Below are 24,525 nucleotides of genomic sequence, written 5' to 3'. Positions count from 1 at the left end.
CATCACTGGGGGTGTTCGTCGATGCGCTGGCCGCGCCCGTACGCATCGGTTTGCACGACCATGAGCGACTGGCTCCGCAACCGGTCGTGTTCGATGTCGAGATACGCCTTCATTGGTGGTTTGCGCCGGCGCTTGAACCCCTGTTCTCCCAGACCGTTACACGTAACGGACCGGAGCAAAATTATACTGACGGATCAGGTCGTCATGCGTCAACAGGACGATCCCTTCGGCAATGGCCTGGCCAACCAGAATCCGGTCGAATGGGTCTTTGTGCAGCGGGGGTAGGGTGCCGCCCTCGAAGGCGTGTTGGGATTCGATCGAGAGCTCTTCGTACCCTGCGTCGAGCAAGCCCCGCCGCAGCACCCGCGCATCAACCTGAAAGTCGTCACGACCGAGCGCGCTTTTGATGACGATTTCCCAGATGCTCGCCACGCTGAAATACAGTGTGTTGTCGGTGTCCTCGATGAGCTCCCGCGCCGCGCCGGGCAGAGCCGGGTTATCCTCGGCCGCCCAGATCAGCAAATGCGTGTCGAGTAGCAGCTTCATTGCTGCTGTCCTTCAAACAGGTCCGAGATCTCAGACGAACCCATCGTGTCGAAGTCGGCCGGCACCTTGAACTGTCCCTTGAGAAAGCCGGTGCGCTTAGCGGGCTTCTCGGACTCCTCGAGGCGCACGACCTTCACGAGGGGCTTACCAGCCTTAGCGATCACGAACGGCTCGCCGTCCCTCACAATTTCCTCGATGAGGCGAGACAAGTTCGTTTTCGCGTCGTGGATGTTGTAGACGTGCATCCGACACCTCCATTAAACTTAGTTTGCTTGACTTAGTTTAGCAGAAAAACGGAAGAAGTTATTGACTATCTATCGGTTATTTATATAGTTAAATATAATCGAATGCTTGAGTGGCCACTTCTGCTTTTCTGGGATGCCTGGCGAGCTGGGTCAGGCGCAGCGTCGCGCGCCGGCTGATTCAGATTCGCACCGATATCAAACCGGGTAACCCCACTTCTTGGCAAGGTCCTACTGCCAGATCAAGTCGGAACTACTACACCTTAGCGGCGCGCCCCGAGCTTGACGCGAGACCCCCTGAGTCGGTGGGAGTTGCGTTGTAACCCCAGCACGCTGTGTCATAGGCGCGTCCGCACCCCATATGTATCAAATACTTACGCTATAGCGCACCGAATCGCTGTGACACAATAGCGCGTTACCATGTCTTTGATTTAATTGAATGAATCTCTGTGGCGCGCGTAGGTTAATAGCCTATCGGGGGTTCGAATCCCCCTCTCTCCGCCAGAAATTCACGAAAGCCCTTGAATTGAAATAGATTCAAGGGCTTTTTCGTCAGGCGGCCTTACACAGCCAAGCGTTCGCTAGGTCGTCAAGGGCGACCAGTTACTCCCGCTCTGGAGACCACTGTTCCATTTCTTCCTTGATGAAGGTAGCGAGGGGCTTGATGTCGCGGTGGACGCTGGCGTGCTCGAGCGCATTCATGTACTCGGCACGGCGTTTCATCCTGATCACCGTCCACGGGTATCCACCTGAAGCAAGCAGGGCATTCATCAGGAACCGGCCAATGCGCCCGTTGCCGTCGAAGTAGGGGTGAATGAACACGAACAGATGGTGGCCGAGTACGGCCCGCACGCCCGCGTGAGGCTCGTACCGGATCAAATCGAAGAGCGTCTCAAGACCGTCCAGTATCGCTTCGCGCGGAATAGGCGTGTGCATGGAGTTACGGATGAAAATGGGCCCGGTTCGATAGCCTGCGAGCTGATGACGTTGAAGAACGCCAACCGTCACGGCTGGGCCGAACAATTCCGCATACCAGTCGTGGTGATCCCGTTGCACAACGTCCCCGGCGTTCTCCCGCACAAAAATCCGCGCGATACTCTCCTTCACAGTCTGGAAGGCTTGGTAGTAACCACGCGCCGCCAACGCGTCACGCGTTTTCTGCTGCTCGGGGCCGCCGTCCGGGTTCCAATCGCCTCGGGCAACGCGCTCGATCAGCTCATCGGTTACCTGATAGCCCTCGATCGACAGCGAGTTGTACGCGTCCGAGACATATCGCTCCTGGACCAGCGCCAGATATGCGGAGACATCCATGTTGCGACCTGGCTCCGCGGGGAAGATCTGCATAACGTCTTCTCGCCAGGCCGCCCACATGGATTTTAGGCGCAGAACATATGGGGACCGTTCCCGGCTTGGAGCGAGAGACGGTGTCGCCCGCTCGAAAGGGTTGGTCGGCTTCAACGCGACGCCTGCCTGAGCAAATGCCTTGACGATGCGGTCTGCGTCGTGCGGCCTCTGTGCAAACTGAAGCGCGCCTGCCAAACGAGCCGCGGCCGAAGGCATCCCCTCATTCGCAAGTAGCGTCGTCAAGAGTTCGGACGGGTCCCGCACCATGGCCAGCGCAATCTCGGCTTCCGTGGGATAGTTCACGAAGAATTGAGGGGGCGACATGCATAGGGCTTCGGCTACAGGCCAAACTTGTAACCCCCTGACCTCGACGCGGGACTTCGGAACCCGCTTATTGTCTGGATAAACCAGAAGAGACGTGTCAAAGGGCATCTTCACCACCGTGGAACCGCTATCCACGGCGACGGCCGTAACCTGTCCAGGTACGGTCGTGTTTCCAGTGTGGAGCAGCAGGGACGCCTCGGGATTGAGGCAGTAGCGTTTGCCGAACCGCTTGCCCAGATATCCCGAAATGAACGCCCAGAAACTCGCATACCATGCCGTCGACTCTCCATCGCCGTCGGCCGGATTGCTGCAGATGTACCAACCCTTCATGACCGGCCGCAGGAAACCGGTATCGACCAGGAGCGCGCGCTGATCGTCCGTCAGATCCTTGTGCTCCACCACGCCGTGGTGCTTGTCCTGTAGACGTTTGAGTACCCGCAGCGCCGCTGCCAGCGCCGGCGAACCTGATGTGGAGATGCGCTTTCTGGTAGCCATATCGCAAATAAATCACTATGGGATAGGCATAAAGTTTACTATGGGATAATGTAAAGATCCACTATGACATAGTCATAAAATATACTTTGGCATAGATGCATGAGTGTGCTCGGAAGCCTTAATGGGTGGGCGTCCAAGGGGGCGAAAGGAGCCGCTGGAATCGTGAAATTATGCCTCAACTATCTCCGACAGACCGTCGAACACGAGATCAGGAAAACGGGTGAGCCTCACGCTGAGAAGGCATCCCCTTCCTCCGCGGCCTTGAAAGCAGGGAGCGACCTCCGGCCGGCGGCGCTCCAGAGCGTGCAATCAGCAGCGATACCACGGCATTCCGACGGAGCAATCGCCACATTGAAGATAGCGACTGCGTCCCGCAGCGTCTGTGCTTGCTGAGCTAACGACTCTGCCGCCACGGAGGCTTCTTCAACCAGAGCGGCGTTCCGCTGGGCCACTTGATCCATCTGCGTGACCGCCTGGTTGACCTGCTCGATACCGGCGCGCTGTTTTTCTGACGCCGTGGTTGCCAGCATGGTCGCCTGCTTCGCATTGTCCGCATTGTGACGAACCGTGGTTGTCAACTGCTGCATGCTGGAAGCGGTTTCCTCGAGTGATGCGGCCTGTTCCTCCGTGCGCTGCGACAGGTCAGCGTTGCCTTGAGCGATTTCGCCCACGCGTCCGACAATTCGCCGAATGCTAGGAGACTCCCGCAGGCGTGCATGCCAGGTGTGCGTCGGGACCGTGATTCAGGCGACTTCGAACAGGCCCGCCGCGCCCATTCCGCCACCGACGCACATTGACACCACCACGTAGCGTGCACCGCGCCGCTTGCCTTCGATCAGCGCGTGGCCGACCAGGCGGGCGCCCGTCATGCCATACGGGTGGCCGATCGAAACGCTGCCGCCGTTCACGTTGTATCGGGCCGGATCGATGCCGAGCTTGTCGCGGCAGTACAGCACCTGGCACGCGAACGCCTCGTTGAGTTCCCACAGGCCGATATCCTGCACCGACAGTCCGTGCAACTTCAGCAGCTTGGGAATCGCGTAAATGGGGCCGATGCCCATCTCTTCAGGGGCATTGCCGACGACAGTCATCCCTCGGTAAATGCCGAGGGGCGCGAGGCTGAGCTGTTGCGCCAGTTTGCCATTCATCAGCACGCATGCGCTGGCGCCATCAGACAACTGGCTCGCATTGCCGGCAGTCACGACGCCGCCTTCGACAACCGGCGTCAGCGCGCTGAGTGAATCGAGCGTCGTGCCGGGACGATTGCCTTCGTCCTGTGCGAGCGTGATCTCCTTGTGCGACGTTTGCCCGGTGGCCTTGTCGATGACCAACATCCGTGTGGTGATCGGTACGATCTCGTCCGAAAAGCGGCCTTCCACCTGAGCCTCGGCGGTGCGCCGTTGCGACTCGAGCGCGTACTGGTCCTGTACCTCTCGCGGGATGCAGTACTTGCGCGAAACGAACTCGGCGGTTTCGAGCATCGGCATATACGCGGCCGGCTGCACGGCCAGCACGTTCGGATCCTGCTCGGTCCGCACCCACTCCAGGTAGCGGCTCTGTACGGCCGAGATGTTTTCCTGCCCGCCCGCGACGACAACCTGCATGCCGTCGCACATGATCTGCTTGGCGGCTGTGGCAATCGCCATCAGCCCCGACGCACATTGGCGGTCAAGCGTCTGCGCTCCCACCGAAGCAGGTAACCCGGCAGCCAGCACGCCATGTCGTGCGATATTGCCGCCGGCAGTGCCGGCGTTGAGCACGGAGCCAATCACGGCGTCCTCGATGCGATCGGGCTCGATGCCGGCGCGCAGTACCGCGTGCCGGATCGCGTGTCCCAGCAGGGTGGGCGAATGCGTGGCGTTGAATGCGCCGCGATACGCCTTGCCAATCGGCGTGCGGGCGGTGGAAACGATGACTGCGTCGATCATGATGCGTCCTGGGTCGAATTGGAAAGGGGCGAGGGAAGCCACGCGTAAAATTGCGCGATGGCGTCGTTCAGAGCCATTGCTCGGGCACGTTCAGCGGGGTTGTCTCGACCGGATCGAGCACGGCAAGCCACGCAGCCACTTTGGGCATTTCCCAGCCGAAGAAGTAATCGCAGGCGGCGAGCTTGCCGCGATGGAAGTCGCTCGCGCGCGGGCCGCTCGCAAGTGCGTCCGCGGTAATTGCCTGATCGAGCCACAGCCAGCCGACCACGACATGGCCGAACGCTTCGAGATAGGCCGCCGCATTGGCGAGCTGAAGTTCCGCATCGTCAAGCGCGTGCAACTGGTCCGTCACGCTGCGGATTCGCCCCCACGCGCTTTCAAGCGCGCGGGCATGACGTCGCAACGATGCGCAAGACTGCGCGCGCGCTACGGTATCGGCGACTTTCTCGCCGAGCAAAGTCATGGCTGCGCCGCCGTTCATGCGGGTCTTCCGGCCGAGCAGGTCGAGCGCCTGGACGCCGAACGTGCCTTCGTGGATCGGGTTGAGCCGGTTGTCTCGATAGAACTGTTCGACGTTGTATTCGCGCGTATAGCCATAGCCGCCGTGTACCTGGATCGCGAGGTCGTTGGCGACGAGGCCCCATTGGGAAGACCAGCTCTTCACGACCGGCGTGAGCAGGTCGAGCAGGCATTGCGCTTCCTCGCGAGCGTGGGCGCTCTCCAGCGAATGGATATCGTCGCTGAGACGAGAGGCATACAGGCATAACGCCAGCGCTCCCGACGCGTATGCCTTCTGTGCAAGCAGCATACGCCGCACGTCGGCGTGGCGAATGATCGGCACCTGTGGTGCCGTAGGGTCGCGCTCGCTGCGCGGCCGTCCTTGCAGGCGTGTCTTCGCATAGTCGAGCGCGTGCAGGTACCCCGTATAGCCCAGCGCCGCTGCGCCGAGACCTACCGAGATGCGTGCCTCGTTCATCATGTGAAACATGTAGGCGAGTCCCTTGCCTGGCTCGCCTACGATCTCGCCGAGCGCGCCTGCCTCGCCTTCCGGACGGAAGCGCCCTTCGCCGAAATTCAATACGCAATTCACCGTGCCGCGATAACCCATCTTGTGATTGATGCCGGCGAGCACGACGTCGTTGCGATCGCCGGGCAGCCCGTCGGCGCCAACGAGCTTGCGTGGCACCGTGAACAGCGATATGCCCTGCACGCCGGCAGGCACTTGGCCGTTCTCATCCGGAATCTTCGCCAGCACCAGGTGGACGATGTTCTCGGAAATCTCGTGATCCCCACCCGAGATCCACATCTTGTTGCCGAACAGGCGATAGCGGCCATCGCCTGTCGGCACTGCGCGCGTGCGGATATCCGCGAGGCTCGAGCCGGCTTGCGGTTCCGACAGGCACATCGTGCCGAAACAACGGCCTTCCGACATCGCCTCCACGTAGTGCGACACCCGCTCGCGCTCGCCGTGCGCAATCAGGAGGTTCGCATTGGCGATCGTGAGAAATGCATAGCCGGCCGTGCCAGGATTCGCAGCAAGCAGGTACGCCATGCCGGCCCGCTCTATGGTGCCCGGCAGGCTCATGCCGTTCCATTCCGCTGGAAATGCGGCGCTCATGAGGCCGGCACCGGCAAATGCACGCAATGCGACGCCGACTTCCGGGTTGACGGTCACGCGTTCTCCATCGAACAAGGGTTCGTGGCTGTCGTTCTTTTTGTTGTGGGGCGCAAAGAGGTCGGTCGCGAGGGCTTCATAGACGTCAAGCACGGATGCGTAGTCGAACCGATCCTGACCGGCAAAGCGCGGGCGGTTGGTGAGTGAGTCGACCTGCAGCCAGTCAAACAGAATGAAGTCCAGGTCGCGGCGAGAGAGTATGAGTTCGCTTGTCATAGGATCGAATGGGAGAATGCGACCTGGTTGTGACTGAAGCCATGACCGTTTCCTGCATCCTTACGAAGGAATCATGAGGTTCACGGAGTGGCTGCCAGATCCGGGATCACTCGCTTGAGTCTCAGGTGTTGATGAGCGTCAGCCACTCGGCCACCAGCGCGGGCTTGGGCTGGTGCTCGATTTCCACGGCAACGCCGATCGTCAACTGACAACTCCCGTGGCCTCGTTCCATGACCTGCTTCAACGTGAAGCGTCCACGCACCCGCTCGCCGCTGCGCACCGGCATCACGAAACGTAGACTGTTCAGTCCGTAATTGACGGACGTGCGTTGGCCTTCGAGCGTAGGGAGGACGTCGTACGCCATCGCCGAGAGCAGCGAAAGGGTGAGGAATCCGTGAGCGATCGTGCCGCCGAACGGGCTTGTAAGCGCGGCTTCTTCATCGACATGGATGGCCTGCCAGTCGCGTGTGACGTCGGCGAAGGCATTGATCGACGCCTGATCGACGCAGATCCATTCGGATACGCCAAGCGCCTCGCCTACGAGGGCCGACAGCTGTGATCGTGAGAGCGGTGCGCGGCCACGACACCCGGTGGCATTCGTGGTGCCGGTCTGGCCGGCGCCGACGATGCCGGTGGTCGTACTGTACGTGTCAGGCATGTGAGGGCTCCGTGGCGTTCGCGCCGGTGAAGCCGGCCTTGTGCAATTCGAGATCGCCCTGGGCAGCGCCCGACGCGGGGACGGATTCGCCGTTCCGGCTGGCCACTTCGTCGAGCCGCTGCGCGAGCAAGTGCGGCACCTGCTCGCCGGTCCCGACGTGGATGCCGGGCGTCAGCGTGATGTGCGCGGCTTCGAAACTGCCTGCGCCTGCGCACAGCACCATCCGGGTAGGGGCGTCATCGCTGGCGAGTACAGCCACGGCCGGACTGACGGCACCGGGCGCCAGGGCATTGAGAACGTCCTCGGGCATCAGGCCATCAAGCATGCGCGTGCCCGCCGTGGGCGCGAGGCAATTTACACGGATGTTGTTTCGCTCGCCTTCGAGCGCCAGTGTTTGCATCAGGCCGACCAGCGCCATCTTCGCGGCGCCGTAGTTGGACTGCCCGAAATTCCCGTACAAGCCCGACGACGACGTCGTCATCACAATGCGGCCGTACTTCTGCTCTCGCATGACGTCCCACACGGCCTTGGTGCAATTCACGGATCCCATCAGATGGACTTCGATCACCGCGCGAAAGTCATCAAGCGTCATCTTGCTGAAGCTCTTGTCGCGCAGGATGCCGGCATTGTTCACGAGAATGTCGACGCGTCCCCATCGCGAAAGCGTCTGGCTGATCATGTCCTGCACCTGTTCGACGTCGGTGACCGACGCGCCGTTCGCGATCGCCTCGCCTCCCGCAGCCACGATCTCGTCGACGACCTTCTGTGCCGCGGTGGCGGAGCCTCCCCGGCCATTCACATCGCTGCCGAGGTCGTTGACGACGACTTTCGCGCCCAGCCGCGCGAGCAGCAGTGCATGTTCCCGTCCGAGGCCGGCGCCGGCACCCGTCACGATCGCAACTCGATTGGTCAGATTTATCGTCATAGCTCGCTTCCTTGATATGAACTTCGTAATGACCTGCAAATGCGCCGGTACGGACTGCGGGCGCCTTGCGCGACCGATTGCCGTGCCGCCGGATGGCCTCGGCTCACAAGGTCATGTTCGAGGCACGGCTATCTGCCATGAAGGCCAAAGAAGATGGTTGTACGGATATTGGCTGAGAGGAAAATCAACGGACATATCCCATAAATCAGCCTACATGAAGGCTAATGTAGCGACCTTGCTAGATCGCGTCAATAGTTTTTCGATCATGTGTACAGATTTTATCCGGCTGACGAATTCGCCTTCCCGTACCCCAGCGCATCAAGCGCTGCTAGAAACTCGAGTCGCAGGTCGCCCAGCGCCGAGATCTCGGCGCCGGTTGCCAGCAAGCGAACCTGCATGCCCGTAAAGAGACTCACCATGAGCAGCCCATCGGCTGCAGACGCTGCACTGTTGAATTTGGTCAGGAGCCGGTGCCATGGCCGGCTCCGGTCGCTGAACCATTGGCCGACCATGGGGCGCAGCGTCGGCTGCCTCGCGGCCTCCACCTCGATCGCGAGGGTGGCGAGATTGAAATCGCTGAACTGCGTGACTTCGCGGACTAGCACGGCGGTGGTCAAGTCGACGATCTGGTCGAGCGTGGCGGTCGCAAGGTCGATTCCGGTCACGCTTTCGCGATAACGCGTCTTGGCGGCTTCGTAGAGTTGTTCGCGTGCTGCGTCGATCAGCGTGCCGACCGGCTTGAAATAGTAGGATGGAACAGCCGGCGCCACGCCGGCTTCGGCGGCAATCGAGCGTCCTGTCACGGCGCCGGCCCCATGCGTCGCCATCAGCCTGATGGCGGCGTCGAGCAATTGCTGGCGGGTTTCGTGCCCTTTGACGCGTTTTGTGGGGGCGCGTGCCGAAGTGGGCACCGGGGCGTCGGACAAGGGCGCGGGCCCGACTTTGTCGAGGCCGTCGGTGTAGCAGGCTGCGGCTTCATCTGGCGTCAGGCCGAGCGACATGACGATAAACAGCAGCCCAATGGTCCGGTCGATCACCGCCTGGACGTGGAGTGGGTCGGCGCTTGCGCCCAGGAGCGATGCGATATCCGTCCAGATCTCGTGCAGGCGCGCGTACCAGACCTTCGCAAGCGCACGGGTGTCGGCGTTTCGACCGGCGATGAGCATGATCTCGCACCAGGCGATCGTGCGCAGTCGCTCCCGTCCCGCAGCATTGTGCAACAGGCGGACGAGGAACTGCTCGAACGTCGGGCGGCCCGACGTGAGCGTCGTCTGCCGGGACGCGAAGCCGCGAAATCGCGTCTCGTAGTCTTCGAGGATAACGGACGACGCGTGTGCGAGCAGGTCGAATTTCGACGCATAGTGGTAAGTCGTGGCGGCCAGCGAGACCTGAGCGCACGTTGCGACGTCGCGATGCGTCAGGCCGGCTTCGCCGATTTCCCCGAGCAGTTGAATCGCTGCCTGCGCGATCCGGTTTCGGGTCACTTGTGATCGTTGCTGCTTGGGTTGCCGTGCGGGTGCCGTTTTCGGGAGCATGTCGAGAGGTTCCAATTCCACTAGCACGCTATTTTGCCGAAAGTCGGGCGGGGGTGCGACGGCCGAACCAGCAAGCGGACCTCCAACATGTTGTGAACCCGCATCAGAACTTCGGCCAGATCGAACGGTTTGCTGATGAAGTTCTTCGCGCCGGTTTGCAGTGCGCGCAATTTGTGGGTTGGCTTCAAGAAAACCCAATATATTTCTGCCCCAGCCGATCCGGTGCCGCTCCTGTCTGGCTTCATGGCGCGCATTCAAAATTGTCGCGCCAGTTGGTGTTTTCCCTGCCCTCAAGTGCCTTGATTATAGGTCACAACACCGCTAATTTAGGTCAGTAATACGTGTATTGTGGGTCATAAAGACGTGTCAATGGGTTTGGTGCGATGCCGGCTTCAACGCGATTCGCCTCTCCGGCTCGCAGTGTGATGGGATCGACGAACCGGCCGCCGAGCGTCTGGGATTCCGACTTAATTCTCAACTATTGCTGAAAAAGGAAGGGTTACATGCAAGTAACTGAACAGATGAAGCAGGACTTGGCAGTTAATGGTGCCATCGTCATCCGGGGCTTGTTCTCGCCGGAGCAAATGAAGCGTGCACGTGAGTGTTTCGACTACGCGATTGCCCACCCCGGCACCGGCAAGATTATCTTCGAAGGAACGAGTGACGCGCACTACAACGAATACGGCAATCCTGCGAACAGAGATATGTACCTGGCATTTGTCCGGGAGGTTGGGCTCCAAGATCTCTTTGCGTCCCTGTGGGACTCGGAGCACGTCTGGTTCATTACCGAAGAACTGTTCATCAAATCAGGTGGGAAGGCAGGGGGGTCACCCTGGCACCAGGACACCTCAGTGATACCGGCAAACGGGCCGCACGTGGCCAACCTCTGGTTCAGCTTCGAGAGCCTTCCCAAGGAGAATTCGCTCGAAATCGTGCGCGGCTCCCACCTCGGCCCCGAGTACGACGCACCGGCATATGTCGACCCATCGGATCCCACTGCGCCGGGGTGGGGTGGAGACTTCTTCCAGAAACTTCCTGACATCGAGGCGGATCGCAAGAATGACCCGACGTCGTGGGACGTGATCTCCTGGGATCTAGAGCCCGGCGATGCCCTGGTGTTCCACTCCGGTGCCCTGCACGGCGGTGCTCCCGTGACGCCAGCCTGCCCGACGCGCCACACAATGGCACTGCGGTTCACCGGCGACAAGCTGTTCTACCGAGCGCTGCCCCCTGTGGAGAGCGACTATCAGATGGAGTTTGGTGGGGCCAACGATCCGTCGCTGAATCCCGGTGATCCCTACCACCCCAGTCATTTCACCCAACTGCGCTGAGCATGGTTGCCGCGACCGCGGCCATCCATCACTCTTAAGCGGCCGATGGTGAGAGGATGGTGACGTTGAGGTTGGTGATGACTCGCGTTGTCTGGTCTGCTGCCGTCCCGGTAGCAGACCAAGAAGCTTAGGTCGATGTCCACCGAATCGGCAGTAGTCCAGTTTGACGCTCTTCTCGCGAGCCACAACGAATGGCATCGAGCGTCGTGCCAACGGAGTCCAACAGGGATCGTGACCGTCGTGCGGCCGGCACGCTCGACGAAGATGTCCTTTATCTCGCGGAGAATTTGAGCGTACCGATATTCGACTGTATTGATTCGGCCTGAGGGTCACGCGCGTCGATCGCCGCACTTGCGCGCTAAAAGCGGCTGAAATCCGGCTTTCTCTTTTCCTGGAACGACGCGATTGCCTCCTTTGCTGCATCACCGGCAAGCATCTTTGCGAACGTAACAGCTTCTTCGTCAACACGTGCCGATATCTGATCGCCATACATTGCCTTCATCAAACGCTTCGTTTCTACAAGGGACTCGATGGGCTTCGCGACAAGTCTCGCAGCCTCCTGGTTCGCGAAATCAAATACATGTTCGACAGGAAGCACCCGATTGACTAGCCCCATCTCGCGTGCCGTTTCGGCGTCAAACGCCTCGCACGACAGCAAGGCCCATGATGCTCGCTGATGTCCCACTCTCAGAGGTAGCAGAAGACTGGACGCCGCCTCAGGGCACAATCCAAGGTCAACGAATGGCACGCTGAATTTGGCGTTCTCACCCGCGAAAACCAAGTCGCAATGGAGTAGCATCGTCATGCCGATACCGATCGCAGCCCCGCACACAGCTGCGATCACCGGTTTCGGAAATGCGGCGAGACGCCGCACGAATTTCCATGTCGGGGAGTCCAGGCTCGCTGGCGGGTTGTGGATGAAATCCCCCAGATCATTACCCGCCGAGAACACTTTCTCACTACCCGTTATCAGGACAACCCGGACTTCTCTGTCGTTTTCAGCTTCCGACAATGCGGCCTCGAAGGTCGCATACATTTCGGCCGTGATCGAGTTTCGCTTTTCCGCCCGGTTGATAGTGATGGTCAAAACGCCCTGCGCGATACTTTTGATAATGTCAGACATTGCTTCTCCTGATCTCGTTTGTGTGTTCGGCTTCGTATAGTCCCGAGGATTCGACGATTTCTTTCGGTTCCATGTCTCCGTCTCCGGGTATCGTTGCTTATTCAATCGAGCAGCCAACGTTCATCGGGACACCAGCAAATCTAAGGTTCGATCTATCATATACGCCGCTTTTTCCGGGCTCCATTCGGATTCCGCTGCCATATCACCGCGTCCGACTGGCCGGTCGTCCAAGCTTCACCGCAGCGCCGCAAAACAGCCCATTCGGATACGTGAATTCGTCAGTTCAGAGCTGGCCTAACGACTTGCCGGTCTTGACACCCCGCCCAGACTCTTCTTGGGTTCGCTTCATTCGGATTTCCAGTGTTGGCCCAAGTCTCGTTGCAGCGAAATATCGCTACAATGGGCGACAGGCGCAGGCGTCGGGCAGCCTTTCGTTTGGCGCAAAACGATGACGACAGGAGGACACGTGCCCATCAGGAACCGGAAATTTACCGCGGGCACGCAGATCGCCGTACGACGCAGACCAAGGCAGGGTCGGTCCGTGATGACGGTCAATGCGATCCTCGATGCGGCGCAACACCTGCTGGTACGCGACGGATTCGAAGCCACCAGCACCACGCGGATCGCCGAGGCAGCGGGTGTCAGCGTAGGCTCGCTCTACGAGTATTTCACCAGCAAAGAAGCAATCGTCGCAAAGCTCATCAAACGTCACTGCGACGACCTTCTGAACATGTATGCACGCGCGTTCGGCAAAGTCGAAGGCAAAGGTATCGCACAGCTTGTCGACGCGTGGGTCGACACCACGGTAGATGCATACGAAAAGGATCTCGATCTGCATCGCGTGTTGCTCGACCAAATGGGTAGAGTAAGCAAAATCCATCACCTCAAGCGTGTTTCCCTTGCCATTGCCGATCTGCTCGAACACGCATTGCGCGTCTGCGGTGAGCCCATCCCGCGGCCCGACTTGCGGCTCGCGGCCTTTGTTGTCGAATCCACGGGCGAAGCGTTGGTGCATCGAGCGATCCTGTACGCGGGCGACCTGTTTGGCCACGAGCTACGACGTGAACTCAAACTGATGACGACCCTGTACCTTTCAAGCGGCGATCGTCCACAACGCGACTCCTGATGCGCGTTTCCCGCGCTCATACAAATCAATCCGCATTCGTAAAACCGAATCATTGGTATTCGGAGGCTTCGTCGCGCCGGTCATTCCCGCCAATGCCGGGCGGAATGATCGCGCTGTCTTCCCACGCGGAACCCGAATGGAGCGGACACGACAGGATCACTATCATGGTTCCGTCAACGTTGCCAAAAACCGCGCACGCGCTGAGAGACAAGGAAACCAGCATGAAGACACGAATTACCGAACTGTTTCAAATCAGGCACCCGATCATCCAGGGCGGGATGCACTATGTCGGCTTGGCCGAGCTCGCGTCGGCCGTTTCGAACGCAGGCGGCCTCGGCATCATCACGGCGTTGACGCAAAAAACGCCTGAACTGCTTGCGAAGGAAATTGCCCGTTGCCGAAACATGACCGACAGCCCCTTCGGCGTCAATCTCACGTTTCTTCCGACGTTTTCAGACCCGCCGTACGCCGAATATATCGACGCGATCGCCCAGGGTGGTGTGTGTATCGTGGAAACGGCTGGCCGCAATCCGGAGCCCTACATCAAGCAACTGAAGAACGCCGGGATCACGGTGTTTCATAAATGCACGTCGCTTCGTCACGCACTGACGGCCCAACAGATCGGTTGTGACGCCGTGACGGTCGACGGCTTCGAATGTGGCGGCCATCCGGGAGAAGACGATATTCCGAATATGGTGTTGATTCCGCGAGCGGCGACCAGGCTCACCGTTCCAATCGTCGCGTCGGGCGGCATCGGCAACGGCCGCGGCCTGGTGGCAGCGCTTGCGTTGGGAGCTGATGGCATCAACATGGGCACGCGCTTCATTGCTACGCGGGAAGCCCCAGTGCACGAGAACGTGAAAAAAGCTATCGTCAACGCAACGGAACTTGACACGAGGCTCGTCATGCGCGGTCTTCGAAATACCGAGCGCGTCCTCAACAACGCGGGTGTCGAACGCCTGCTGGATATCGAGCGGGAGAAAGGCAAGGATCTTCGCATCGACGATATCATGGACCAAGTGGCCGGCGTGTATCCGAAGGTGATGCGAGACGGGCTGATGGATTCCGGTGCGTGGAGTTGCGGCATGGTCGCCGGCCTCATTGACGACATTCCGACAGTCAAGGAACTCATCGATACAATCGTCGACGATGCGGAGATCCTGATCCGGTCTCGGTTAAGGCAGATGCTCGACCATACGTCTGATCTCGCAGTCGCCGCGCTCTAACGGCGCTGCGATATCATGGCAGTCGCACAGTTTGAATTCGACAGCCGGTACAAACGGGCAAAGCGACCACGCCGCGCCAATTGCGATGACATACGGGACCGAGGTCCCGTATGTCATTCGTCACGGTTGGTGAGCCGCCTTAATCGTCGCGTTGCTTGCCGCGGATTGCGCCGCTTTTGGCTGCCTCCCAGAAGGAGGCGCTGAGCTACAAGAAACCCGTACGCGCTAACTTGCACGCGCGTTGGCGCGCGAGTGTGGCCAACGAATGTGACGGCTCTACGCCGCGCCCTTTGCGCCAATGTTTCCGTGCGCGATGCGAATCGTTATGGCCCTCATCAGCTCGAAAACGCGGTCCATGTCCGGACGTTGCTTCTGGGAACCGAACATCAAAATCGTTGCGCCTTCCATCTGCGCCGCGATTAGTGTCGCGCGCGCGTGGCATTCGCGCGCGGTGGCAGACGAGTCTATCTCGCGCAGCAGATCCACGTAAATCGCTCGATAGGCGGGGTAGAGTCTTCTCAGGAGTTCAAGCGTTATGTCCGAGTGCTGGGCCAGTGCAATTATTTCGAACAAGAATCGACATACCCTCGAATCGCGGGCTTCTTCTAAAGCATTGTCAACGATTCCACACAGTCGCTCCAGCGCAGGTTTCCCGCTCGGCTTGCCCATTTCTGCATAGCGGTCCAGATAGGCCTTCATGATCGCGTCAATTGTCGAGCGGAGCAGGTCGTCATGTGTTGGAAAATAGTTCTGCAGCGCGGATGGCAGAATGCCCAGCTCCTTGGCCACTCGCGCTAGAGTAAAATTCGCGTATCCTTCCGCCGCCAAAAGGTTAGCGGCAGAAGAGACGATCTCGTTGACCTTTACCTCTCGACGCTTCCCTTGAACCGTTGGTCGGGAATAGAAGAGGGCATCTTGTCCTGTGTGTCGCATGCTCAGCTCGAATAGCCTGTGCTGGACGTGCTTCTCAGCGTCAAAGACGCCGACCTGCGCACTGCTCTTGCCATATGCTTGACGATTGCGCGAACCGTGAAGACGAGCTTCGTTTTCCAGCGTTTGTGGCGACAAGCCCACGATCATTTTCACAGATCGCCCTGTCATGCGAACGAATTCCGCATAGTCCTTATCCGAGTCTCCGCCGTAGTAGGCGAATATCATCAATCCGGACGTCTGCGCGACAAGAACGGATGCGCGCGCCAGGCTCTGTTCGTTAGTCAAAGTCGGGTGGAGCTCTGATAGCAGCTTCGCGAAGGTACCCCGATATTCGGCATACATATCGTCAACGAGCTCCGCAGCATACGGCTCATGCTGCGCGAAAGCCCGGACTTCAAACAGGAACTTCGGTAGATCGGTTTCGTTAATGTCGTGAAAAATGCGCTCTAGCAGCACGGAGCAACGCCGCGCGGCGCTGACACCTGACTGGCGTGCGATTGCCGTGTAGTCGCTGACAATCTGGCCAATATGTGTCTGCAGCGCCGCGCGTAGCAATTCCTCTTTCGTTCGAAAGTAGTATTGAAGGTTTCCTAATGTGATTCCTACGCGAGCCGCGACGCTGCGTGTTGCGAATCCAGCATACCCATCCTCCTGAAATGTCTGCCGGGCGGCAAGGATAATCTGCGTAAGGCGCAGTTCCCGGTTTCGCCGCGCACCCGGTCCGGAATCGGGCCTTGCCTCCCCGTGATCGTCAAAGGTTCCTTGCTCTACCGTCTTCTGTTGCACGTCGGCTCTCCCAAAAAGCTTACATCGACCTGCTGCAAATTATAGGTCGCTTCGATGGTAGGAGGAAACCTCATCGTGTCTTCCCATATTCGGCCTGTTCCTGCAATGAGATCGTGATTGAAGTCAGCGCGGGCTCCCTATCGAGTTCAGGTGAGTTTGGGGGGGCAACCGTCGGTGGAGGGCCGCGTCCTGCCGCTCCTTGCCGGAAATATCGTAGCGCCAGTTGGTGTTTTCCCTGACGCCAATCGGCTTGCTACTAGGTCATTGCGCCGCTATTATTAGGTCATACATACGCACATTATAGGTCATATGCATGTAGTGCTGGATCTGGCGGAACGTCGGCACCTGGGCAAAAGGCAAAGGAGTGGGAGATGAGTAGCGATGCAACGTCCTTGCGCAGCCTGATTGACAAATGGGTTGCCTCGACACCGGCTTCACCGATTCGCTTGACCCGGCTGACTTATGCGAAGCGCAGATCTGTGCGATGTGTACGCGCGGAGTCTATTCGGGCGTCAGGCTCGTTGGCGATCTTCTTTTTTCGGCACGATGACGGGGCGTGGTGTGTGTTTCCTCCCATGTCGGAACGGCCGACGATGCGAGCACTTATGAAGGTCCAGTAAGGAAGGCCGGCGCATACGTCAGATTTGAAGGCGAATTGATGTGAATATCGAAAAGATTGCGAACGCTTTTGGCATGCAGGTTGTGCTCGATGGCCCGATCGGCATCGGAGAGCACGAGCCCGTGTATGGATCCCTGTAGGCTCCTCAGCGCTTTGCCAACCGTATTCGCGATTCAGTTTCCACACATTTGAATCAGCCAAATTATTGAAAGGTCAAGATATGAGCATCCGTAAGCTACCCAATATATCGTCACCCGATGAAATCGCCGCTGTCCTGCGGGAGGATGGGGTTGTCTGCGTACAAAGCTTCGTGACGCCGGAAACGCTGAACGGCTTGAAACAGGATCTGCTGCCTCTCCTGGAGCAGACTAGCGCGGGAGATGATCCGTACTTTCACGGCGACAAGACGCGCCGCCTTTCGCGGCTCTTCTCGCGCACGGATCACGCTGTATCCATTGCGATGAATCCACTGTTCCTGGAGACTTCGCGCAAGATCCTGCAGGCGAATCCGCCCAAGGTCTGGTTCGGTGATCAGCAGATGGAAGTTGTGCCCGACATCCAGGTCAGCGCGACGCAGATCATTCAGATCTGGCCCGGGCAAGGCGGGCAGCCGCTGCACCGCGATGACACCGTCTACCTCTGGCGCCATCCGACCTATCAGCGAGACTCTACCGTGAACATCATGGTGGCGCTGACCGAGTTTACGCACGAGAACGGTGCAACGCGGGTCATTCCCGGCAGCCACAAGTGGGATGACGAACGCATGCCGAAAGTAGAGGAGACGGTTTCTGCGGAGATGAGCGCGGGTGATGCTCTGCTGTGGCTCGGGTCGACGTACCACGGCGGCGGCGAGAACGTTACGGATGCTCCCCGTACCGGCATCGTGATGCCCTACATCCTGCAGTTCCTAAGGCAGGAAGAGAATCATTACCTCTCCATTCCGATCGAGAAGATGAAAACTTTCCCCGAGGAATTCCAGCGGCTTTTGGGCTGGTCCATGGGGGAAACGTACGCCGGCTGGATTGAACGCAATGGCCGGAGTGTTTCGCCGCTCGAACTCCTGAAGCTGGAGAGCTTCAAGGAAGTCGGCTTGATTCCGTGAGCGTCCTTGCAGCCAACCTTGACCGTCCGGATTCGAGTTACCCCGTTTTTGTGGGCGCTCAATAAGTCTAACTTTTGGGGGCCTCCATTCCGCTTCTGTCGGCTCGTTCTCGTTTAAACAAAGGTGCTTATTCGTCATGGCAACAACTACCAATCGACAATCGATCATTCCGCCGCCGTTCCAGGCGTGGTACGACGCCTACCATTTCTCTCCGGCCACTCGCGTGGGAGACACGATCTGGGTGTCCGGCCAGGTCGGGATCGGCGCGGATGGAAAACCCGGCGAAGGTATGCAGGCGCAGGCCCGGATCGCCTTCGAGTCCTTGAAAATGGTTGTCGAGGCCGCGGGCGCGAGTCTTGCCGACGTCGCCGAACTGACGACCTTTCACACGGACCTTAGGGGCGAAATGGAGTCCTTTGCGCCTGTAAAGGACGAGTACTTTCCGAACCGGTATCCGTCGTGGACGGCGGTTGGGGTGACGCAGTTGGCGCTTCCTGAGTTGTGCATTGAGATTCGGGCGGTAGCGGTGGCCGGGTGCGGGGTAGTCGACTAGCGGATGATCGTATCCGAGGGATCGTATTCCGCCCGTGAGGGGCGTAACCTGTGTGGGTAGGCGTAGTCGGAAGGGGAATCATCATGAAGAAGTGCAGCATTGGAGCCGTATCTGCTATCGCGGCCGCTTTATTGCTTGTGGGTGTGACTGCCGTCGCGGCAGACGACCTCACCCCTGAGGGCGCCGACCGCGCCGCGAGCAAGGACGGCGCCGTGCCGGCCTATGCCGGGAAGCAGTCGCCCGAGCCCGGCTGGGAGTATGGGAAGTACCGCGGTGATTTCTGGAAGCACCGGAACGAGAAACCGCTCTATTCGATCGATGCATCGAACGTCGACAAGTATGCGGAGCAACTTTCGCCCGGCCAGATTCAGCTGGTCAAGCAGAAGAAGGGCTATCGGATGGACGTCTATCCGTCGCACCGCGAATGCCAGTTGCCGGACGCCGTTGCACAGAACTCGAAGGCGAATCTCACGGCGGCGAAGCTCGATTCGAACGGTGAAATGGTGCAGACCGCCATTTTCCCCGGGGTGCCGTTTCCGCAACCGAAAAATGGAGCCGAAGCGATTCTGAACTACTTAATGCGGTACCGAGGCGAAGGCCTGGAATGGCCGCAGGTGGTGACTTCTGTTTCCCCACGTCCGGGTAGCAGCGAATGGATCGATGTAATCAGCGTGGCGACTGAGTATTTCCCGTCGGGCAAATTGGGCAAGAACACGCCGAAGGACGTTGATCAACTTGCTCAGGGCGCCTATTTTCAGATGAATACGCCGCCGGCGCTGGCCGGGCAGGCTTTTGTGCAGCGTCAATTTTTCAACAAGGATGCGGAAACCTTCTACTACTTCCCCGGGCAGCGGCGCGTGAGGCGCATGCCGGCCTATACGCACGATGCGCCGGCTATCGGCTTCGAGAATCAGTACTTGATCGATGAAGCCAATATGTTCTACGGTTCCCTCGACCGGTTCAACTGGAAGCTCGTGGGCAAGCGCGAAATGATCGTTCCGTACAACGCCTTCGGCATGTACAAGTTCAAGAGCAAGCTGCATGACGTCTTCAGGCCTGACGGCATCGCTGGCGAAAACCGGCGCTACGAGGTGCACCGCGTCTGGGTCGTCGAGGCGACGCTCAAGCCCTCTGCACGGCACGTCGCGTCGAAGAAGGTCTTCTATCTGGACGAGGACAGCTGGCTGGCACTCACAGGCGAGGACTACGACGCGCAGGGCAAGCTGTGGAAGGCGCGGGAAAGCTACCCGATCCCGGTGTGGGAGCTGGGCGGCGCCTGCGACAACCAGCCGTTCGTGCAGTACGACCTAATCAACGGGCGTTACGTAACTGATCAATCGTCTATCGGCCAGGGCAAAGATCTTCACTGGTTCCAGCAGATCAGCGATCCGCGATTCAAGTCCGATTTCTACACTGCAGAGACGCTGAGGTCGGTCAGCGAGCGCTGAGAACTTTTGCGCGGATAAGAGGGCCGACGTGCACCTACGGCGCACGTCGACATTGAATGCCACTGCTGGGTGAGGGGACAATGAAAAGCAAAATTATAGGTAGGTGTACTACTGTTTCGTTCGTGATTTTTGGCGCGGCAACGTCAAGCGCATACGGCTATGAGTTCACGATGGGGCCGGACGACGGCATCAAGGCTTCGTGGGTGAGCAACATCACAGCGGGCGCGGGGATTCGGACCAAGAATCCGAGTTGCTCGCTCACCGGCGATCCTAACGCGAACGGCTGCGGCGCGGCGGCCAACGTCGACCAATGGGGGTTCGGTGACAACGGCGACTTGAATTACCGTAGAGGAAAGCCGTTCACCACCTACCTGAGTGCGACCAGCGAATTGCTGTTGACGATGCCGAGCGAGGGCCTCAAGTTCATGGCCCGCGGCACTGGCATGTACGACTTCATGGCCAAGAACACGGAGAGAACGCCGCTATCGAGCACCGCGTCAGCGCAGGTCGTCTACAACGCGCAATTGCTCGACCTGTGGGGCGAGAAGGATTTCACGGTTTCCGGGCGGCAGGCACATGTGCGAATCGGCAACCAGGTGATCAACTGGGGCGAGAGCATATTCGCACAGAGTGGCATCAATGCGACCAACTCGCTCGACATCCAGAAGCTGCTGATTCCGGGCACGCAGCTCAAGCAAGCGCTGCTCCCGGCGCCGATGCTGAGCTTCGCCGCGGACCTTTCCCACGGGGTCAGCACCGAGGCTTACTACCAGTGGCAGTGGAACGGGAACCGCTACCCGCCGGTCGGAACGTTCTGGTCGACCACGAATGCTTTTGGCCGCGGCGCGGAACCGCTCACGGTCAACACGAACAATTTCAACGTGGCCGGCCCCAGCGCGGGCACGATCGCCGGGCCGAACAGCCACAATCAGGCGGCGATCAATAACATCAATGCTGGCCTCGTCAATGGGGACTTCGCCGGATCGCCCTTCTTCGATATCGGCGTTCCCGTCTCGACGAAGTTGCCGTCGAAGTACAAGCCGCAGTTCGGCGTGAAGTTCAACTATGCGCCGAGTTTCGTTGACGCGAACTTCGGATTTTATTACGAAAACTATGTCGACAAGTCCCCGGTGATTACGTCATTGGCCAACGGCACGGCACAGTTTTCGTATCCCGAGAACCGGCACCTCTTTGGCGTCAGTACGAATTTCGGGCTGGGCGACTGGGCGATCGGCGCCGAGCTGTCGTATCGCCCGCGCGACGCCGTGGCGCTCTCGGGTTGCTTTGGTCCCGGCGGTCCGCTCGACGTGAACACGAACGGCGTGGCCGGCATCGACTGCAAGCAATGGGTCGACAAGAAAAAATTCCAACTCGACATCAACGGCATCCTGGCGCTGACGCCTAGCAAGCATCCGTTCATCAAGCTGATCGGCGCGGATGCGGCGGCGCTGACGTGGGAAGTGACGTGGATCAAGTACCCCGGCCTGAGTTCGAGCGGCGTCACCCGCACGATCAACGGACAAACGGTCACGCAGGTGCCCCAAGCCGGGTATCTGCCCTGGCTGAACCAGAACTCGGGCCTGGGCTATCCGATCGCGATGGCGCAGGGTACGTCGAGTTCCGTGGGCGCGACCATCGATTTCAACTGGACTTATGACGGCACCTTGATCCGTGGCTGGCAGGTGACGCCCGGCGTGACCTTCTCCGACGCGCTCTATGGCTATACGCCGACGCTCACGGCGAACTACCTGCAAGGCGCGAAGTCGCTGAATTTCTACGTACTGTTCAATCAGAATCCGACTGTCTGGCAGGCGGGCATCAATTTCACGATGTTCTTCGGAGGGCACCAGACGGTGGGTCAGCCATTCTCAGATCGAAATTTCATCGGGGTGTTTGCCACTCGGAACTTCTGACGGGTGAACCTGTGGGAAATGGCGCACGTCATGCGCCATTGAAATACTTGAAGGGATAATGCCGTGTTAAATCGTCTAGTCAGCGGTCTGGAAAGAGGCTTCTTCGGTCACCGTGTGATCGTGCTCGCTGTCATCGGCTTGTTTACTGCCCTCATGGCGGTGTTCGCAGTGCAGTTGCGCATGGATGCCGGCTTCGAGAAGCAGATGCCGATCGGCCATGAATACATCCAGACGTTCCAGAAATACCGGTCTGATCTGCTCGGTGCGAACCGGATCACCGTTGTCGTGCGGGCGCGCAAGGGTTCCATCTGGACGACGGAGGGGTTGACGCGGCTGTACAAGGTGACCCAGGCGGTCACGTACCTGCCGAACGTCGATCGAATCGGTGTTCGGTCGCTGTGGACGCCGAACGCGTTCGTCAATGAGATTACCGATGAAGGGTTTCGCGCGGAGCCAATCATTGCGGGCACGATCACGCCCGACCAGTTGACGCCCGGGATCGTCGCAAACATTCGTCGCTCGACAACGCTTGGCGGCTATGTCGGCACGCTCGTCTCGCATAACGAAGATAGCGCGATGATCACGGCCGAACTGAACGAGCGGGATCGCACTGGCAAGGTGCTCGATTACGTGGCGTTCAACCATCTGCTCGAAGCCCAGATTCGCAAGCCGTTCGAGGATGCAGGCTATGAAATCCAGATCATCGGCTTCGCCAAGCAGATTGGCGACATCGCCGATGGGGCCACCGCCGTGCTCGGCTTCTGCGCGATCGCACTGTTGCTGACTGCGCTGGCCGTGTACTGGTACTGCCATTCGGTGCGCTTCACGGTGCTGCTGATCGTCTGCTCGCTGACCTCGCTCGTCTGGCAGTTCGGGACGTTGAAGCTGCTGGGCTTCGGGCTCGATCCGCTGGCCGTGCTGGTGCCGTTCCTGGTGTTCGCCATCGGTGTGTCGCACGGCGTGCAGCAGGTCAACTTCATCGTGCGCGAGATCGCGCGTGGGCATAGCTCATTCGATGCGGCACGGCACAGCTTCAGCGGCCTGCTGATCCCGGGCGTGCTGGCCCTTGTCACCGCCTTCGTGTCGTTCATCACGCTGCTGCTGATCCCGATCCCGATGGTGCGCGAACTGGCGATCACCGCCTCGCTGGGTGTGGCCTACAAGATCGTGACGAACCTGATCCTGCTGCCGGTCGCCGCATCGTGCTTCAACTTCTCGAAGGCATACGCCGAAAGCGCACTCAAGCGTGGCGCTTGGCGCTCGGCGTTGCTGCGTCCGCTGGCGAAGGTTGCCCAACCGAAGTATGCGGGGGTCACGGTCGCCTTGACCTGTGTGGTCTTTGCACTCTCCGCCTGGCAGAGCCGCGACCGCGTGATCGGCACGCTGCAGCCGGGGGCACCGGAGTTGCGTGAGCACGCACGGTTCAATCTCGATGCGACGTCGATCGCGAGCAGCTATGACATGGGTCTCGACTGGCTCTCGGTCGCGATCGAATCGAGCGGTAAGGCCTGCGACAACCCGGCGCTCGGGTTGTACGAGGACGACTTCGCGGCTGCCATGCGGACCGAGCCGGGCGTGGTATCGGTGCAGTCGTATTCGGCGATGCTGCGTACCTACAACGCGGGGTACAACGAAGACTATCCGAAAATGAATGTCGTGCCGATCTCGCCGGAAAACTATGGCGCCGTTTCGGTCGACGTCGGGCGTATCAAGGGCTTCATGAAAGCCGACTGCAGCATGACTGCCGTGCACCTGTTCCTGACCGATCACAAGGCGACGACGATCAACCGGATTGTGGCTGACGTGAAGCAATACCGCGCGTCGCACCCGTTCCCCGGTATCAACATCCGCCTTGCAGCGGGCAACGCGGGCGTGCTCGCCGCCACCAATGACGAGGTGGAGAAGAGCGAGCTGCCGATGATGCTGTACGTGTACGCGGCGATCCTGATCCTTGTGTTCCTCGCGTACCGCGACTGGCGTGCGATGCTGGCCTGCTGTGTGCCGCTGTCGGTGGCGACCTTCATCGGCTACTGGTTCATGAAGGAATTGAATATCGGGCTGACGGTGGCAACGCTGCCGGTCATGGTGCTGGCGGTGGGCATCGGCGTGGACTACGCGCTGTACATCTACAACCGACTGCAGAGGCATTTGGCCGAAGGCGATCCGATCCTCAAGGCGATGGAGCGCGCGCTCGAGTTCGAGTGCGTGGCCACGATCTTCACGGCGATCACGCTGGCGGTCGGCGTGGTGACGTGGAGCTTCTCGGCACTGAAGTTCCAGGCCGACATGGGCAAGCTGCTCGCCTTCATGTTCCTCGTCAATCTTTTGATGGCCATGACCGCATTGCCCGCCTTGGCATCGTGCCTCGAGCGCTGGTTCCCGCGCCGTCAGCCGGCGCGTGCGCCGGGCCTGCTCAGCCACTGATGCCCGCGAGCACCATTACAGAGATTCAGCCATGATCAAGACGCTTGTTGCCT

Annotated in this window: 19 protein-coding genes and 1 pseudogene; 8 read left to right on the top strand and 12 right to left on the bottom strand. The window is 59.5% G+C overall.

All coding sequences use genetic code 11. The features are described from left to right. Window positions 1-156 precede the first annotated feature (156 nt). The 10 genes and pseudogenes from PTE30175_RS23965 to PTE30175_RS28870 form a co-directional block, all read right to left on the bottom strand. Window positions 157-546 (bottom strand): type II toxin-antitoxin system VapC family toxin, encoded by a 390-nt coding sequence (locus PTE30175_RS23965; RefSeq protein ID WP_150699583.1) that lies wholly within the window; start codon window positions 544-546, stop codon window positions 157-159. Further along, on the bottom strand, window positions 543-791 hold the full coding sequence (locus PTE30175_RS23960) for a type II toxin-antitoxin system Phd/YefM family antitoxin (RefSeq protein ID WP_150699582.1): 249 nt from the start codon (window positions 789-791) through the stop codon (window positions 543-545). The genes PTE30175_RS23965 and PTE30175_RS23960 overlap by 4 nt, the downstream gene beginning before the upstream one ends. A 600-nt stretch (window positions 792-1,391) precedes the next feature. Continuing rightward, on the bottom strand, window positions 1,392-2,951 hold the full coding sequence (locus PTE30175_RS23955; RefSeq protein ID WP_150699581.1) for a Fic family protein: 1,560 nt from the start codon (window positions 2,949-2,951) through the stop codon (window positions 1,392-1,394). A gap of 227 nt (window positions 2,952-3,178) precedes the next feature. Beyond that, window positions 3,179-3,622, bottom strand: coding sequence for a hypothetical protein (locus PTE30175_RS29295; protein WP_420819672.1), 444 nt, complete (start codon window positions 3,620-3,622; stop codon window positions 3,179-3,181). A 72-nt stretch (window positions 3,623-3,694) separates the two neighbouring features. Then, on the bottom strand, window positions 3,695-4,879 hold the full coding sequence (locus PTE30175_RS23945) for an acetyl-CoA C-acyltransferase (protein WP_150699580.1): 1,185 nt from the start codon (window positions 4,877-4,879) through the stop codon (window positions 3,695-3,697). Window positions 4,880-4,946: 67 nt separating this feature from the next. Then, window positions 4,947-6,770 (bottom strand): acyl-CoA dehydrogenase, encoded by a 1,824-nt coding sequence (locus PTE30175_RS23940; protein ID WP_150699579.1) that lies wholly within the window; start codon window positions 6,768-6,770, stop codon window positions 4,947-4,949. 121 nt (window positions 6,771-6,891) lie between these two features. Continuing rightward, a complete protein-coding gene (locus PTE30175_RS23935; RefSeq protein WP_150699578.1) occupies window positions 6,892-7,428 on the bottom strand; it encodes a MaoC family dehydratase in 537 nt (178 codons plus the stop codon). After that, the gene (locus tag PTE30175_RS23930; RefSeq protein ID WP_150699577.1) at window positions 7,421-8,353 is read right to left on the bottom strand and encodes an SDR family NAD(P)-dependent oxidoreductase; all 933 of its coding nucleotides are present in this window, start codon (window positions 8,351-8,353) and stop codon (window positions 7,421-7,423) included. Before PTE30175_RS23930 ends, PTE30175_RS23935 begins: the two co-directional genes overlap by 8 nt. Before the next feature lie 278 nt (window positions 8,354-8,631). Further along, the gene (locus tag PTE30175_RS23925; RefSeq protein WP_191629196.1) at window positions 8,632-9,837 is read right to left on the bottom strand and encodes a TetR/AcrR family transcriptional regulator; all 1,206 of its coding nucleotides are present in this window, start codon (window positions 9,835-9,837) and stop codon (window positions 8,632-8,634) included. Between the two features lie 113 nt (window positions 9,838-9,950). Further along, window positions 9,951-10,073: pseudogene (locus PTE30175_RS28870) on the bottom strand (adenylate/guanylate cyclase domain-containing protein); the annotation flags it as partial. A gap of 318 nt (window positions 10,074-10,391) precedes the next feature. Between PTE30175_RS28870 and PTE30175_RS23915 the strand changes: the two are divergent. Next, window positions 10,392-11,219, top strand: coding sequence for a phytanoyl-CoA dioxygenase family protein (locus tag PTE30175_RS23915; RefSeq protein WP_150699575.1), 828 nt, complete (start codon window positions 10,392-10,394; stop codon window positions 11,217-11,219). 358 nt (window positions 11,220-11,577) lie between these two features. Here the strand turns inward: PTE30175_RS23915 and PTE30175_RS23910 are convergent, their stop codons facing one another. Next, entirely contained in the window at window positions 11,578-12,342 is a 765-nt protein-coding gene (locus tag PTE30175_RS23910; protein ID WP_150699574.1) for an enoyl-CoA hydratase, read from the bottom strand. 544 nt (window positions 12,343-12,886) lie between these two features. Here PTE30175_RS23910 and PTE30175_RS23905 point away from each other — a divergent pair. Continuing rightward, window positions 12,887-13,468 (top strand): TetR/AcrR family transcriptional regulator, encoded by a 582-nt coding sequence (locus PTE30175_RS23905; protein ID WP_224788948.1) that lies wholly within the window; start codon window positions 12,887-12,889, stop codon window positions 13,466-13,468. A 164-nt stretch (window positions 13,469-13,632) separates the two neighbouring features. Then, window positions 13,633-14,694 carry an NAD(P)H-dependent flavin oxidoreductase gene (locus tag PTE30175_RS23900; RefSeq protein WP_150699572.1) on the top strand — a complete coding sequence of 354 codons (1,062 nt, stop codon included), beginning with the start codon at window positions 13,633-13,635 and terminating at the stop codon, window positions 14,692-14,694. 276 nt (window positions 14,695-14,970) lie between these two features. Here the strand turns inward: PTE30175_RS23900 and PTE30175_RS23895 are convergent, their stop codons facing one another. Continuing rightward, the gene (locus PTE30175_RS23895; RefSeq protein WP_150699571.1) at window positions 14,971-16,413 is read right to left on the bottom strand and encodes a TetR/AcrR family transcriptional regulator; all 1,443 of its coding nucleotides are present in this window, start codon (window positions 16,411-16,413) and stop codon (window positions 14,971-14,973) included. An 839-nt stretch (window positions 16,414-17,252) separates the two neighbouring features. Here PTE30175_RS23895 and PTE30175_RS23885 point away from each other — a divergent pair. From PTE30175_RS23885 to PTE30175_RS23865, 5 genes are all read left to right on the top strand, one after another. Further along, on the top strand, window positions 17,253-18,134 hold the full coding sequence (locus PTE30175_RS23885; RefSeq protein ID WP_150699569.1) for a phytanoyl-CoA dioxygenase family protein: 882 nt from the start codon (window positions 17,253-17,255) through the stop codon (window positions 18,132-18,134). A gap of 136 nt (window positions 18,135-18,270) precedes the next feature. Next, on the top strand, window positions 18,271-18,687 hold the full coding sequence (locus PTE30175_RS23880; protein WP_150699568.1) for a RidA family protein: 417 nt from the start codon (window positions 18,271-18,273) through the stop codon (window positions 18,685-18,687). An 83-nt stretch (window positions 18,688-18,770) separates the two neighbouring features. Then, window positions 18,771-20,135, top strand: a complete 1,365-nt coding sequence (locus tag PTE30175_RS23875) for a DUF1329 domain-containing protein (RefSeq protein ID WP_150699567.1) — start codon at window positions 18,771-18,773, stop codon at window positions 20,133-20,135. Between the two features lie 80 nt (window positions 20,136-20,215). Beyond that, window positions 20,216-22,048: a DUF1302 domain-containing protein gene (locus PTE30175_RS23870; RefSeq protein ID WP_150699566.1), complete on the top strand. Its 1,833-nt coding sequence runs from the start codon at window positions 20,216-20,218 to the stop codon at window positions 22,046-22,048. Window positions 22,049-22,111: 63 nt separating this feature from the next. Beyond that, the gene (locus PTE30175_RS23865) at window positions 22,112-24,472 is read left to right on the top strand and encodes an efflux RND transporter permease subunit (protein ID WP_150699565.1); all 2,361 of its coding nucleotides are present in this window, start codon (window positions 22,112-22,114) and stop codon (window positions 24,470-24,472) included. Window positions 24,473-24,525: the final 53 nt, after the last annotated feature.

This window comes from Pandoraea terrae, from assembly GCF_902459695.1.
GTDB lineage: Bacteria > Pseudomonadota > Gammaproteobacteria > Burkholderiales > Burkholderiaceae > Pandoraea > Pandoraea terrae.
This window is presented reverse-complemented; position numbering and strand designations above follow the sequence as displayed.

Excerpts from the sequence above, each read along its gene's own strand:
- PTE30175_RS23905 (WP_224788948.1), top strand. The coding sequence starts at position 12,887 with ATGACGGTCAATGCGATCCTCGATGCGGCGCAACACCTGCTGGTACGC.
- PTE30175_RS23875 (WP_150699567.1), top strand. The coding sequence starts at position 18,771 with ATGAAGAAGTGCAGCATTGGAGCCGTATCTGCTATCGCGGCCGCTTTA.
- PTE30175_RS23930 (WP_150699577.1), bottom strand. The coding sequence starts at position 8,353 with ATGACGATAAATCTGACCAATCGAGTTGCGATCGTGACGGGTGCCGGC.
- PTE30175_RS23960 (WP_150699582.1), bottom strand. The coding sequence starts at position 791 with ATGCACGTCTACAACATCCACGACGCGAAAACGAACTTGTCTCGCCTC.
- PTE30175_RS23910 (WP_150699574.1), bottom strand. The coding sequence starts at position 12,342 with ATGTCTGACATTATCAAAAGTATCGCGCAGGGCGTTTTGACCATCACT.
- PTE30175_RS23915 (WP_150699575.1), top strand. The coding sequence starts at position 10,392 with ATGCAAGTAACTGAACAGATGAAGCAGGACTTGGCAGTTAATGGTGCC.
- PTE30175_RS23880 (WP_150699568.1), top strand. The coding sequence starts at position 18,271 with ATGGCAACAACTACCAATCGACAATCGATCATTCCGCCGCCGTTCCAG.
- PTE30175_RS23965 (WP_150699583.1), bottom strand. The coding sequence starts at position 546 with ATGAAGCTGCTACTCGACACGCATTTGCTGATCTGGGCGGCCGAGGAT.
- PTE30175_RS23955 (WP_150699581.1), bottom strand. The coding sequence starts at position 2,951 with ATGGCTACCAGAAAGCGCATCTCCACATCAGGTTCGCCGGCGCTGGCA.
- PTE30175_RS23900 (WP_150699572.1), top strand. The coding sequence starts at position 13,633 with ATGGTTCCGTCAACGTTGCCAAAAACCGCGCACGCGCTGAGAGACAAG.
- PTE30175_RS23885 (WP_150699569.1), top strand. The coding sequence starts at position 17,253 with ATGAGCATCCGTAAGCTACCCAATATATCGTCACCCGATGAAATCGCC.
- PTE30175_RS23870 (WP_150699566.1), top strand. The coding sequence starts at position 20,216 with ATGAAAAGCAAAATTATAGGTAGGTGTACTACTGTTTCGTTCGTGATT.
- PTE30175_RS23940 (WP_150699579.1), bottom strand. The coding sequence starts at position 6,770 with ATGACAAGCGAACTCATACTCTCTCGCCGCGACCTGGACTTCATTCTG.
- PTE30175_RS23935 (WP_150699578.1), bottom strand. The coding sequence starts at position 7,428 with ATGCCTGACACGTACAGTACGACCACCGGCATCGTCGGCGCCGGCCAG.
- PTE30175_RS23945 (WP_150699580.1), bottom strand. The coding sequence starts at position 4,879 with ATGATCGACGCAGTCATCGTTTCCACCGCCCGCACGCCGATTGGCAAG.